Source organism: Streptomyces sp. NPDC055013 (genome assembly GCF_053608645.1).
Genome location: NZ_JBSGVW010000034.1, coordinates 75345 through 88334 on the forward strand (window position 1 = coordinate 75345; position 12990 = coordinate 88334).

Consider the following 12990-nt stretch of genomic DNA (forward strand, 5'->3'; position numbering starts at 1 on the left):
CAGTCTCAATCATCAATACCGTCGTACATCTCACTCGCATCGGACTGTCATCAAGCGGCTAGGGGAGGGCTCAAGACCGCGACGGGTTCCGGCGCGAGGCGCGGTAGGGGGGTGCTCGGTGAAGGTGTCCGCACTGGTGACCGAGTCGTGCCGTGCGACCGGCTGCCGATTATCGGTGGTCGGCCAGAAATGCCAGCTCACCATGCGTGCACGGAGATCGATCTGGTCGTGCCGTAGGTGAGGAACCCCCCTTTCGAACCGGACACAATGCCGGGCCGCCCAGGGGCGGGCGGTCCACCGGACGAGAGGGACCAGACTCATGAGCTCTTTTCTGCGCCCGGCGGTCACGGACCAAGGTCCGTCCACAGTCGGCAAGTACCGGCCGATCTCCACACACCTGGCCATCGCTCCACCGGTCAGCGTGGTGATCCCGGCCATGAACGAGGCGGAGAACCTTCCGTACGTCTTCAAGACACTGCCGGACTGGATACACGAAGTGGTCCTGGTCGACGGCAACTCCACCGACAACACCGTCGAAGTGGCCCGCGAGCTGTGGCCTGACGTCAAGGTCGTGCGACAGCGCGGCAAGGGCAAGGGGGATGCCCTGATCACCGGGTTCGAGGCGGCCACCGGCGACATCATCGTGATGGTCGACGCGGACGGCTCGGCCGACGGCCAGGAGATCGTCAGTTACGTCTCCGCCCTGGTCTCGGGCGCGGACTTCGCCAAGGGGTCCCGCTTCGCCAACGGCGGCGGCACGGACGACATGACGCCGATCCGCAAGCTCGGCAACTGGGCGCTGTGCACGGTCGTCAACCGCAAGTTCGGCGCCCGCTACACCGATCTCTGCTACGGATACAACGCGTTCTGGCGGCACTGCCTCGACAAGATCGACCTCGACTGCACCGGCTTCGAGGTGGAGACCCTGATGAACATCCGGGTCGTCAAGGCGGGCCTGAAGGTGCAGGAGATACCGAGCCACGAGTACCTCCGCATCCACGGCACGAGCAATCTGCGGGCCGTGCGGGACGGGCTGCGGGTGCTCAAGGTGATCCTCAAGGAGCGCTCCAACCGGCGTGCGCTGCGCCGCCGCACCGCCGCGGCGCACTCCCCGACGCTCGGCTCGGTGCCGTCGGTCCAGCCGGCTCACCCGGTTCACTCGGTCCGGGGAGAGGCGTCTTGAGCGGTCCCGACATCTCCGTCGTGATCTGCGTGTACACCGAGGACCGCTGGGAGGACATCCTCGCGGCGGTCTCCTCGGTGCGGGCGCAGTCGTATCCGGCCCTGGAGACGCTGCTGGTCGTCGACCACAACGAGGCGCTCCTGGACCGGCTGACCAAGGAGTACAAGGAAGCGACCGATGTGCGGGTGTTCGCCAACGCGGGCCCCCGCGGCCTGTCCGCGGGCCGCAACACCGGCATCGCCGCCTCGTACGGCGAGGTCATCGCGTTCCTCGACGACGACGCGGTGGCCGAGCGGGACTGGCTGAAGCACTTCGCGGCCGGGTACGCCGACCCGCACGTCATGGCCGTCGGCGGGCGCACCGAGCCGATCTGGGCGTCGGGGCGTCGGCCGGCCTGGTTCCCGGACGAGTTCGACTGGGTGGTCGGCTGCACCTACCGGGGCCTGCCGCGCGGGCGCGTGAAGGTGCGCAACGTCCTCGGCGGCAACGCCTCCTTCCGGCGTACGGCGTTCGACTTCGCGGGCGGCTTCGCCAGCGGCATCGGACGCGACGGCGACCGGCTGCCGCTGGGCTGCGAGGAGACGGAGCTGTGCATCCGGCTCACCCGGGCCCGGCCCGAGGCGGTCCTGCTGATCGACGACCGCGCGGTGATCCACCACCGGGTGCCCGCAGTGCGCGAGCACTTCCGGTACTTCCGTACCCGTACCTACGCCGAGGGTCTGTCGAAGGCGCTGGTGGCCCGAAGTGTCGGCGCCGACAAGGGACTTGAGTCGGAGCGCCGGTACGCCACCCGGGTCCTGCCGGCCGGGGTCGCGCGCGGACTGCGGGACGCCCTGCTCGCCCGGCCGGGCGGTGCGGGGCGCGCCGGCGCGATCGTCGCCGGGGTGCTCACGGCCGCCGGTGGGTACGTGGTGGGGAGTGTCCGGGTCCGCCGGGGCGGCGTTACGTACTCGGTGGCGGGGACCGAAGCGGGAGCCGGCAGCAAGGGGGCAGCCGGCGTCGAGGGGGGCAGCAGATGACCGACACGCGTGTGCCGATCCTGATGTACCACGCCGTCTCCACCTCGCCGAACGACGCCACCCGCGATCTGTCGGTGGCGCCGGAGGCGTTCGCGGAGCAGATGGCGCTGATCGGCGATCTGGGCCTCACACCCGTCAGGACCGCCGATCTCGCCGCACGCTGGCGCTCGGGCAAGCCCTTGCCCGAGCGGCCGGTGCTGATCACCTTCGACGACGGCTACGAGGGCGTGCACCGGCACGCCCTGCCCGTGCTCGCCAAGCACGGCTTCGCGGCCACGGTGTTCGTCTCCACGGGCTGGCTGAAGGGCCCGCACGACATGGGCGGCGGCCTGGACACCATGCTCGACTGGGACCAGGTACGCGAACTCGCCGAGGCGGACGTCGAGATCGGCGGCCACAGCCACACGCACCCCCAGCTCGACCAGCTCCCGGACGACAGGCTGCGCTCCGAGCTGATCCTGTGCAAGGAGATCATCTCGGACCGGCTGGGCAGCGTCCCGGCCTCGTTCGCCTACCCGTACGGCTACTCCAGCCGCCGGGTGCGCGAGGCGGTGCGCGAGACTGGGTACGCCCAGGCGCTCGCCGTCAACAACGGCCTCGCGCGGCGCCGGCAGGGGCCGTACGCGCTCACCCGTCTGACCGTGCGCCGCACCACCGGAATCGAGGAGTTCGGGCGGATGGTCGAGGGCCGTGCGATCGCCCGTACCTTCGCCAGGGACCGTGCCCTCACCAAGGGGTACGCCGTCGTCCGCAGAGCCCGACAGGTCCGCCGGAAGGCCATCCGTTCCCGTGTCTGACACGACGACCACGACCGAGCCCGCATCGACCGACGCGCCGGCGCCCGAGCAGTCGGGGCGCCGCCTTCGCCTGCCCGGCATGGGCGGGTCCTCCGGGGGCAGTCAGCTGTTCCGCAACGCCTACGCCCTGATGATCAACACCGGTGTCTCCGCGGTGCTGGGGCTCGGCTTCTGGCTGGCCGCCGCCCGCTACTACTCCGAGTCCGCGGTCGGCCAGGGGTCCGCCGCGATCGCCGCGATGAAGTTCCTCGCGGGTCTGACCGCGGTGACCCTGACGGGCGCGCTGGCCCGCTTCATTCCGGTCGCGGGACGTACGAGCGTTCGCCTGATCTTCCGGACGTACGCGGGCAGTTGCGTGGTCGTGGCCCTGGCCGCGGGGGTCTTCCTGCTGACGCTGGACCTGTGGGGGCCGTCGTACCGGTTCCTGAGCGGGCCGGTCAACGGGCTGTTCTTCGTCTTGGCCGTCATCGCCTGGAATCTGCTCACGCTGCAGGACGGCGTGCTGACCGGGCTGCGCAGCGCGGTGTGGGTGCCGGTCGGCAACACCGTGTTCTCCGCGGTGAAGCTGGGTCTGCTGGTGGCCTTCGCGGTGGCGATCCCGACCGCCGGTGTCTTCGTGTCGTGGGTCGCGGCGATCGCGGTGTCCGTACTGCCGCTGGGCTGGCTGGTGTTCCGGCGCCTGGTGCCACGCCATGTGAAGGCCACCGAGGAACACACCAGTCCCCCGTCCCTGAAGGAGATCGGGAAGTTCCTGGCCGGCGACTACACCGGCTCCCTGTTCTCCCTCGCCGTGGTCTATCTGATCCCCGTGATCGTGGCCGCGCAGGTCTCCGCCGAGGACAACGCGTACTTCTACATCACGGCCACCATCGGCGGCACGGTCAATCTGCTCGCCATCAACATGGGCGCCTCCCTCACGGTCGAGAGCTCGCACGACCCGGGGCGGCTGGCCGCCAACACCCGGGCCGCGTTGAAGCGCATGGCGCGGATCATGGTGCCGGTCGCCGCGATCCTGTTCTTCGGGGCGCCCTGGATCCTGGGCGTCTTCGGCCAGGGCTACGCGGACGCGGCCACGCCGCTGCTGCGCTGGTTCGCGGCGGGTGCGCTGCTGCGGGTCGTGATGGAGACGTACTTCGCGGTCCTGCGCGCGCAGAGCCGCACCGCCGGACTGGCCTGGCTGCAGGGCCTGCTGTGCGCCCTGGTGCTCGGTCTGACGCTGCTGCTGCTCCCCCGCATGGGCCTGACCGGCGCCGGCGTCGCCGAGATCGTGGCCCTGGCGGTGATCGTCGCGATCGCCGCACCCAAGCTGTTCAAGACGGTGCGGGCGACCTCGGCCGAGGTTCCCGCGGGTGCGGCCCCCGACGGTGATCTCGCCGACCTGGGGGCGCGCGAGGTGGCCGAGGGGGCGCGCAAGCGGGGGCCCGCCTGGGCGCTCGACACCGACACGCTCGCCCTCGGCATCCACGTCGACCTCGACCACCTGGAACGCCGGCCCGATGTCCGCCCCGGTCCCGGTACACCGCCCACGGGCACCCCGCCGGTACGCCCGGACCACCGCCCGGCCTGGGCACGCACACCGGAAGTGGGACTGCCGGTCGAGGAGCGGGAGCCCGGCTCGGAGGCGTCGCTGGGGCCGGCCGAGGTGGACGTGGACGCCCCGTTCGACGAGGCCGCGCCTCAGGAGCGCGAGGAGGCTGCCGTACGGGAAGAGCCGCCCATGCACGAAGAGGCCGTACGACAGCCCGCGGCGCCCGTGCCCGCACTCACCTGGCGTGAACGGCTGCTGCCCACCCGCCTCGGGGTCGTCCTCGGCTGTCTGCTGATCGCCGCGCTGCTGCTGTACTGGGTGCCCGCGCTGCGGCTCGGCGAGACCGACCTGGACGCGATGGGCGGGCTCGGGCTGATCTCCGTGCTGCCGCTCCCCACCCTGGTCGGGGCCGCGCTGCTGACGGTGGTGTTCGCCTCGCTGCTGTGGCTGGGCCGCGAGCATCGGGCGCTGCTGCTGATCACGCTGCTCGCGACGGTCGTGTCGCTGCACGCCCTGCCCGCCCTGATCGAGACCGAGCCGCGGTTCGCGACGGCCTGGCAGCACCTCGGCTTCCTCGACTACATCGACCGCACCGGGTCGGCGGTGCCCGACCTGGACGCGCGCTGGAGTTGGCCGGGCTTCTTCGCGGTGGCCGCGTTCGCCGCGAAGGCCTGCGGGGTGAGCGATCTCAGCGAGGTCATCCGCTGGTGGCCGCTGGCGGTGCAACTGCTGTACCTGGTCCCGATGTTCCTGCTCGTGCGCTCGATGCGGGCGAGCTGGCGTGCCAAGTGGACCGGTGTCTGGATCTTCGTGCTCAGCGGTTGGGTGGGCCAGGACTACTTCTCGCCGCAGGGCTTCACGTATCTGCTGTATCTGGTCTTCGCGGCGATCCTGCTGGTCTGGTTCCGCGCGCCACGCGTGATCTGGACGAAGCGGCGGCCCGGCGAGGTCGAGGTGGAGCCGACGGACCGGCGCCGGCGGGCCGTGCTGCTGATGGTCCTGATCGGCCTGTTCGCGGCGAGCGTCCCGGCCCACCAGCTCACGCCGTTCGTGATGCTGGGCGTGCTGACGGCACTCGTCCTGATCGGCAAGTCCGAACTGCGCGGCCTGCCGATCCTGTTCGGCGTCATGGTGACGGTCTGGATCGGCTTCATGGCCGAGCCGTACTGGTCCGGCCACTTCGACGAGCTCTTCGGCGGGGTCGGCGGCGTCGGCTCCAATGTGTCGTCGTCGGTGTCGGGCCGCATCGAGGGCGGCAGTTCGACGCACAAGCTCGTCCTCTACACGCGCGTGCTGCTGGCCGGCGGTGTGATGGCCTTCGCCTGCTGGGGCTGGTGGCGGCGGCGCTTCCACCACTACCGGGAGCGCTCGCTGCTCGTCCTGACCTTCGTGCCGTTCCTGGGCTTCGGCATGCAGTCGTACGGCGGTGAGATGGCGCTGCGCGTCTTCATGTTCGCCCTGCCCGGCGCGGCCCTGCTGGCCGGACTCGCCCTGTTCCCGCGCACCGGCATCACCACGAAGGAGCGCGACAAGGACCGGGTGAGCCTCGCGCCGCTGGCCGCGCTCATGGCGGGCCTGGTGCTCATGGGCGGCTTCCTGGTGGCCCGCTGGGGCAACGAGCCGTTCGAGCGGATCCGGCCCGGCGAGGTCGCCGCCATGGAGTACGTGTACGCCCATGACGATCCGACGGCGCGGCTGCTGTGGCTGAGCAACGACCCGGTCAACGTGGTGACACCGTCCATGCCGTGGGGCTCGCGGGACATGGAGAAGGTGGAGTACCTGCCGACGCTGGCGCCGACCGACCCGGTGCTGGTGTCGGGGCTGGTCAAGGCGCTCAAGGACGCGGGCCCGAACTCGTATCTGATGATCAACCGGGGTCAGGTCACCTATCTGCGGATGGACGTGGGCTATTCGGCGACCTGGGAGCCGCGGCTGATCCAGAACCTGGACAAGCGTCAGGAGCTGAAGAAGGTCTTCGCCAACGCCGACGTGACGATGTACGCGCTGCGCAAGCAGCCGGCCGGCGAGATCCCGAAGGCCGATCCCGGTCCGATCGGGCCGCAGGTGACCTGGACGCCGTGGTCGGTGGTCGGGGGGCTCGCGGCGCTCGCGCTGATCGTGCTGCTGATGGCCCGCGAGCTCGTCCGGGTGGCGATGGCGCCCAGCGTGCGGCAACTGCGGTGGCTGCAGAGCAGCTTCTGGTTCTCGCTGCCCCTGCTGGCGGTGCTGCTGGCCTCGCTGGTGCAGCGCTTCCTGACGATCAAGTGAGGACGGTGACGGTCAAGTGGCTCAGCGCTTGAGCCACTTGACCTCGTACGCCTGCAGCTCGACCTTCTCGCCGTCGATCTTCGCGCTGGTCTGCCGGTCGAGGGTGTTCACGACGAGGACCGCCTTGTCCGTGGCCAGGACCCGCACGTCGGGCTTGTCCACGGACACCTTCCGGTACTCGGTGCCCGGCCGGAACTCCTTGGCGAAGCGGGCGACCAGGTCGTACATGGCCAGCTTCTCGCCGCCGCCCTCGGTGTCGGTCGGCGTCCACAGGCAGCCGGCGCATTCGGTGCCCCGCTCCTCCTGCGGGTTCCAGTAGAAGGCGGAGGAGGCGCCGCCCTTGGCCAGCGCGATCATCCCGGTGGCCTGTACGGCGACCCGGCGGGCCTCGGACCAGCCCTTGCGGTCGTCGTTGCCGTCGGCGGGCTCGACGTAGTACTCGGCCCACCACAGCGGCAGATCGCCGGTCTGCCGCCGCACCCACTGGCTGACGGCCGTGAACTTGTCGGTGGCCGTGAACTCGTCGGGCAGCAGCTCGTCGTCCCGGGTGTAGCTGGAGCCGTCCACGACGACGAAGTCGGCGCCGGTCCTGTGCCGGTTCCAGTACTGGAAGGCGTCGATCGTGCGCTGGTCCATGGCACCCCAGGAGCCCTTCAGCTCCTTCGAGGCCTCCTGCGCACGCGGGTCGACGCTGTCCATCACGAGGTACGGCCCGCCGACCATGATGTCGGGGTTGACCTTCTTCAGCGCCTTGAAGACCAGGTTGTAGAGCCGGGTGTAGCCCTCGTAGTCCCAGCGGGCCTCGGCGTCGTTCCAGAAGCCCTTGAACTCGTTCCACACGATGAAGTGCCGCACGTCCGGATAGCGCTTGGCGACGGTCACGGCGAGCGCGGCGAAGTCCTCGAAGTGCTCGGGCTCGGGCGGCGTCTCCAGGGCGGCCTGGCTCCAGTTCGTGTTGTCGACGCCGGCCTTGCCACCCTTCATCCAGTCGGGGGCGCAGCACAGGGTGACGACGGGGGTGCTGCCGGAGGCGCGGATGAAGTCGACACGGCGGTCCATCGCCTCGAAGTCGTAACGCCCCTCGACCGGCTCGGGGTTGTCGGAGCCCCAGCCCATGATGTGCTGGATCTGCGGCAGTCCCCCGGCGTCCGCGAGCCGTCCCTCGACGCGCTTGACGGCGGCGGAGTCGCCCTCGTCGGCGCTGTACTGGGTGTGCGTGAACCCCCAGCCCACCTCCGGATTCCCGGCGTCCGGCGTGGCCGTCGGATTGCCGTGCACCTTGTCGCCGTCGCGTGAGGTGCCGTCGGTGTTCACACCGTTGCCCGGCAGTGTGTTGAGGAGGGTCACCACCAGTGCCAGAGCCGCCGCGCTCACCCCGAGCAGCGCGGTGAGCCGCCACCGCCCTGCCCCCGAATTCCACCCATGACGTCCCATCAAGGACAACGGTAACGGCGGCGGCAGCCGCGCGGGCAGGTTTCGGCAGTGCACGGTCCTGTAACAGCGCGGACGGGATGCACCGGGGCGCCTGCACACGTCGGGGCGGGTGGCAGGCATCGTCCGTTGGCGGGGTGTGGCACGGAAACCGGGTGCACGGGCCCCCCGCGTGACGGATCATGGCCGCATGTCTGCGAACCCACACGACGCTCTGCCGATCCGGCTCAACGTCGACGACAGCGACTCGCCGTCCGACGTCGTCGACGCGCTGTTCCTCGGCCGCTTCGCGACGGGCGAGCAGCCGTACTCGCACGCGGCGAACATCGACCGCGTACGGTCCGGGGTGACGCTCCTGCCGCCGGGCGCCCGGGTGCTGCGCACCGCCCGCGACGACGACCGCAGCGCGACGCTGGCGGAGGGCGACGGCTGGACCGTGCTGATCTCGCGCTGGAACCGGGGCGCGGACGTCACGGTGACGGCGACCAGCGAGGAACTGGCGGAGCGCGTCCTGGGCGAGGCGACGGACGGAGCGGCGGACGAGCCCGAACCGCAGCCGGAGAACGTCACCATGGGCTTTTGGTACGTCTCCCCCAGGCGCGGCCCGCACCGCACCACCCGGCAGATCTCCGCGGGCACGTGGGACGAGGTGCGGGCCAACTACACCGAGCCGGTGGCGGACGCGATGGACCGCCTGATGAAGACGACACCGGAGGACATCGCGGGCCGGCTGCTCCTGCTGCACGGCCCGCCGGGCACGGGCAAGACGTCGGCACTGCGGACGCTGGCCCGCTCCTGGCGCGACTGGTGCCAGGTGGACTGTGTCCTGGACCCGGAGCGGCTCTTCAGTGACGTCGGCTATCTGATGGACATCGCGATCGGCGAGGAGGACTCGACGGGCAAGGGCCGCTGGCGGCTGCTGCTCCTGGAGGACTGCGACGAGCTGATCCGCGGCGAGGCGAAGCACACGGCGGGCCAGGCGCTGTCGCGGCTGCTGAACCTGACCGACGGCCTGCTCGGCCAGGGCCGCAACGTCCTGGTCGGCGTCACCACCAACGAGGACCTGGAGCGCCTCCACCCTGCCGTCGTCCGCCCCGGCCGCTGTCTGGCCCGCATCGAGGTGGGTCCGCTGACGCGCGGTGAGGCGACCACCTGGCTCGGCACGGAGGAGGGCGTCGGCCGCGAGGGCGCCACACTGGCGGAGCTGTACGCGCTGAAGCGGGGCACATCCCCGACGTCGCTGCCGGACCCGCGGGACGGGGCGGACGCGGGGCTGTACCTCTAGCCCTCCGGTGCTTTCATGGTCGTATGACCCTGTTCCTCGGGACGTCGGGGTGGCAGTACCGGGACTGGCGGGGTGACCTCTACCCCGCCGATGTGCCCATGCGGCTGTGGCTGGAGGAGTACACGCGGCACTTCGCCACGGTGGAGATCAACAACGCCTTCTACCGGCTGCCCACACGGGAGAACTTCGAGGTCTGGCGTGACCGGGTGCCGGGGGACTTCGTGGTCGCGGTGAAGGCGAGTCGCTACCTCACCCACATCAAGCGTCTCAAGGATCCCGAGGAGCCGGTCCACCGTCTGATGTCCCATGCGGCGGGCCTGGGTGACCGCCTGGGACCGGTCCTCCTCCAACTCCCGCCGACCCTGCGCGCCGACCCCGGCCTCCTCGACGCCTGCCTGGCCTGCTTCCCGTCCGGGACGCGGATCGCGGTCGAGCCCCGCCACGCGTCCTGGTGGGTGGCCGGCACCCGCAAGGTGCTGGAGTCCCGCGGTGCCGCCCTGTGCTGGGCCGATGTCCGGGCCCGCCCGGTGACGCCCCTGTGGCGCACCGCCGACTGGGGCTACGTCCGTTTCCACGAGGGCCGCGCCCATCCTTGGCCCCGCTACGGCCGGCGCTCCCTGGAGACCTGGGTCGACCGCATCGCGACCACCTGGTCCGACGCCGAGGACATGTACGCCTACTTCAACAACGACCCCGGCGGGGCGGCGGTGGCGGACGCGGTGGTCTTCGGTCGGGCGGCGACGCGGGCGGGGCTGACGGTGACGCGTACGCCGGAGTTCGCGGCACGTCGCTGAACAGCTGAACAAGCCGGTCAGGCGTGGTTCACTCCGGTGCGGAGGTGCCCCGGAAGGGGCGCGGGGCGATGTTCGATGTGCGGCTCCGCCGTGTGGGCGCGACCGGTCACGACGGCGCCGCGGCCGACCACCCCACCCGACTCGGCACGTCCGGCAGAGCGCTCAGCCTCCGTAGGCCGCCCGCAGGGCATCCCGCACCGCGGCCAGCGCATCCGCCTCCGCCAGACCCAGCCGACGAGCACGCTCGACGTACGTCTGGGCGGCCGACGCAAGCTCCCGTTCCGCCGCGGAGCCCGCCGCGGCCACGAACGTGCCGTTGCGCCCGCGCGTCTCGATCACCCCGTCGCTCTCCAGCGCGCGGTACGCCTTGGCGACCGTGTTGGCCGCCAGGCCCAACGACTCCGCCAGCCCCCGCACGGTCGGCAGCCGGTACCCCACCGGCAGCACCCCCGCGCGCGCCTGCTCCGAGATCTGCGCCCGCACCTGCTCGTACGGTGCGGCACTGTCGTCGATGTGGATCTTCAATGTCACAAGCCGATTGTCCCGTACCCGCCGGAAAATGAGAGGCACCCCGGCACATCGCCCGCGTAGCGTGCGGCCCCATGACCGTCTCCGTCCGCGATCTGCGTCCTGAAGTCCGAGCCGATGTCGAGGGATTCGTCGGTGTCTGGCACCGCGCTCTCCCGTATCTCGTGGTCACGCCGGAGGCCGTCGTCCATGGCGCCACCCGTGCCCACCCCGACGCGCATGCCCGGCCTCTCCTCGCCGAGGAGAACGGCGAGATCATCGGTACGGCCCAGGTCGGCATCGCCCACGACAGCCCGGAGCCCGGGCAGGGCTTCGTCAACGTGTACGTGCACCCGGAGCGCACCCGCCGCGGCGCCGGCGCGCTCCTGCTCCGCACCGCCGAGGAACACCTGGCCGCCGTGGGCGCGACCACCCTGTACGCCTGGGTGCTCGACGAGCCGGACAACCGCGCCTTCGCGGAACGGCACGGCTATCGCGCGAGCCGCTCCGCGCACTTCCTTCGCCTCGACCTGGCGAACGGCACGCTGCCGCCGCTGCAGGCGCTCCCGCCCGGTGTCGAACTGCGCACGGCCGCCGACTTCGCGGACGATCCCCGCCCGCTGTTCGAACTGGACGCGGAGGCGACGCTGGACGAACCCGGTGACGTCGACGCCGAGTTCACGGACTACGAGGCCTGGCTGGAGGAGACCTGGCGGCACCCGCTGAACAGCCACGAGCTGACCTCGGTGGTCCTCGTCGACGGCCGCCCCGCCGCCTTCAGCGCCGCCCGCACGGACGGCGCCACCCGCTACGGCACCGCCATGACCGGCAGCGCCCGCGCCTTCCGCGGCCGCGGCCTGGCCAAGCTGGCCAAGAACGACTCGCTGCATCGCGCCCGCGCCGCCGGGTACACGGAGGCGTTCACGGGCAACGACGCCGGCAACGGCCCGATGCTCGCGATCAACAAGTGGTTCGGCTACGAGGTCTGCGCGACGGAGGTGCGTCATGTCCGCGAACTCGGCTGAGCAGGGACGCCCGCTGGACGTGGTCCTCGTCAAGGGCGGCCGTACGAAGATCCGTTACGCGGCCGAGCTGGTCGCCGACGACGGCACCCGGATCGCCGTCCGGGCCCCCTGGTCCGGTGACGGGGTCCGCGACTTCGGCTTCGTCCGCTTCGAGCCGGGCGACGTCTTCACGGAGTACTACTGGCGCGACCGCTGGTACGCCGTGAAGGAGGTCCGGGACGCTTCGGGTGCCCTCAAGGGCTGGTACTGCGACGTCACCCGCCCGGCCACCCTGTCCGGCACCGAGCTGGTCGTCGAGGACCTCGACCTGGACCTGTGGCGCTCCGCGGACGGCACGGACGTACGCCGCCTGGACGAGGACGAGTTCGCCGAGAGCGGTCTGGCGGAGACGGATCCCGAGGCGGCAGCGGCGGCCGTGGCGGCCCTGGACGAGCTGGAGGCGTTCGCCACCGTCGAGGGCGGTCTGGAGTCCCTGCTGGCTTAGGCCGTCGCCACCACGGCGTACCGCTCGTCGTCCACGGCCTTCCCCCACAGCAGCTCGTCGTCCGACAGGCGCTCCACGCGCACCTGCCCGACGAGCGGGGCGAGCAGCCCGGTGAGCCGGTCCGCCGGTATGCCGGCGGGGGTGACCGTCCCCCACACGCCCTCGACCAGCACGAAACGTCCTCCGGGGCGCAGCAGCCCGCGCCAGTGCCGCAGGACCCGGCCCGGGTCGGGCAGCGCCGACAGGAGGTGCCGTACGAGCACGACGTCGAACCGCTCCTCCCCCACCGGCGGCGCCGCCGCGTCACCGGCGAGGAACACCGCGTCACGCCCGGCCAGCTTGGCGCGGGCGAGGTCCACCATCGCCGGGGACCGGTCCACTCCCGTGACCCGGTGTCCCTGTTCGGCGGCGAGGAGCGACAGGCTGCCGGTGCCGCAGCCGAGGTCGAGGACGTCGGACGCGCGCTCGGGCAACCAGGAGCGCAGCCGGGAAGCCCAGGCCCGGCGCACCTCGGGGTCGCGCAGGCCGTGGTCCGGCTCGTCGTCGAAGGAGGCGGCGGCCGCGTCCCAGTCCACGGCCTGCCCTGTGACGGCCTGTTCACCGTTCGTCATGTCGGTCATGCGGCCAAGAGTGACACCCGCCACTGACAGTCGAATCGTGACAGCGGCC

General features: G+C 71.3%; 11 protein-coding genes. 8 read left to right on the forward strand and 3 right to left on the reverse strand.

The window, feature by feature from the left end:
- Positions 1–319: 319 nt before the first annotated feature.
- From ACWGDB_RS32755 to ACWGDB_RS32770, 4 genes are read left to right on the forward strand one after another with little or no spacing between them, the layout of a single operon-like run.
- Positions 320–1183, forward strand: coding sequence for a glycosyltransferase family 2 protein (locus ACWGDB_RS32755; RefSeq protein WP_453825769.1), 864 nt, complete (start codon positions 320–322; stop codon positions 1181–1183).
- The gene (locus ACWGDB_RS32760) at positions 1180–2202 is read left to right on the forward strand and encodes a glycosyltransferase family 2 protein (RefSeq protein WP_453825770.1); all 1023 of its coding nucleotides are present in this window, start codon (positions 1180–1182) and stop codon (positions 2200–2202) included. Before ACWGDB_RS32755 ends, ACWGDB_RS32760 begins: the two co-directional genes overlap by 4 nt.
- Positions 2199–2999, forward strand: a complete 801-nt coding sequence (locus tag ACWGDB_RS32765; protein WP_453825771.1) for a polysaccharide deacetylase family protein — start codon at positions 2199–2201, stop codon at positions 2997–2999. Before ACWGDB_RS32760 ends, ACWGDB_RS32765 begins: the two co-directional genes overlap by 4 nt.
- Positions 2992–6795 carry a lipopolysaccharide biosynthesis protein gene (locus ACWGDB_RS32770; protein ID WP_453825772.1) on the forward strand — a complete coding sequence of 1268 codons (3804 nt, stop codon included), beginning with the start codon at positions 2992–2994 and terminating at the stop codon, positions 6793–6795. Before ACWGDB_RS32765 ends, ACWGDB_RS32770 begins: the two co-directional genes overlap by 8 nt.
- A 21-nt stretch (positions 6796–6816) precedes the next feature.
- Here ACWGDB_RS32770 and ACWGDB_RS32775 read toward each other — a convergent pair whose 3' ends face one another.
- On the reverse strand, positions 6817–8229 hold the full coding sequence (locus tag ACWGDB_RS32775) for a GH39 family glycosyl hydrolase (RefSeq protein ID WP_453825773.1): 1413 nt from the start codon (positions 8227–8229) through the stop codon (positions 6817–6819).
- 187 nt (positions 8230–8416) lie between these two features.
- Between ACWGDB_RS32775 and ACWGDB_RS32780 the strand changes: the two genes are divergently transcribed.
- Positions 8417–9511: a DUF5925 domain-containing protein gene (locus tag ACWGDB_RS32780; RefSeq protein ID WP_453825774.1), complete on the forward strand. Its 1095-nt coding sequence runs from the start codon at positions 8417–8419 to the stop codon at positions 9509–9511.
- A 23-nt stretch (positions 9512–9534) separates the two neighbouring features.
- A complete protein-coding gene (locus ACWGDB_RS32785) occupies positions 9535–10305 on the forward strand; it encodes a DUF72 domain-containing protein (RefSeq protein ID WP_453825775.1) in 771 nt (256 codons plus the stop codon).
- Between the two features lie 162 nt (positions 10306–10467).
- Here the strand turns inward: ACWGDB_RS32785 and ACWGDB_RS32790 are convergent, their stop codons facing one another.
- A complete protein-coding gene (locus ACWGDB_RS32790; protein WP_383607583.1) occupies positions 10468–10836 on the reverse strand; it encodes a GntR family transcriptional regulator in 369 nt (122 codons plus the stop codon).
- Positions 10837–10907: 71 nt separating this feature from the next.
- Between ACWGDB_RS32790 and ACWGDB_RS32795 the strand changes: the two genes are divergently transcribed.
- Positions 10908–11837 (forward strand): GNAT family N-acetyltransferase, encoded by a 930-nt coding sequence (locus tag ACWGDB_RS32795; protein ID WP_453825776.1) that lies wholly within the window; start codon positions 10908–10910, stop codon positions 11835–11837.
- A complete protein-coding gene (locus tag ACWGDB_RS32800; RefSeq protein ID WP_453825777.1) occupies positions 11818–12321 on the forward strand; it encodes a DUF402 domain-containing protein in 504 nt (167 codons plus the stop codon). The genes ACWGDB_RS32795 and ACWGDB_RS32800 overlap by 20 nt, the downstream gene beginning before the upstream one ends.
- On the opposite strand, the gene ACWGDB_RS32805 is transcribed toward ACWGDB_RS32800, so the two are convergent.
- Positions 12318–12932, reverse strand: coding sequence for a class I SAM-dependent methyltransferase (locus tag ACWGDB_RS32805; protein ID WP_453825789.1), 615 nt, complete (start codon positions 12930–12932; stop codon positions 12318–12320). The genes ACWGDB_RS32800 and ACWGDB_RS32805 overlap by 4 nt on opposite strands.
- Positions 12933–12990: the final 58 nt, after the last annotated feature.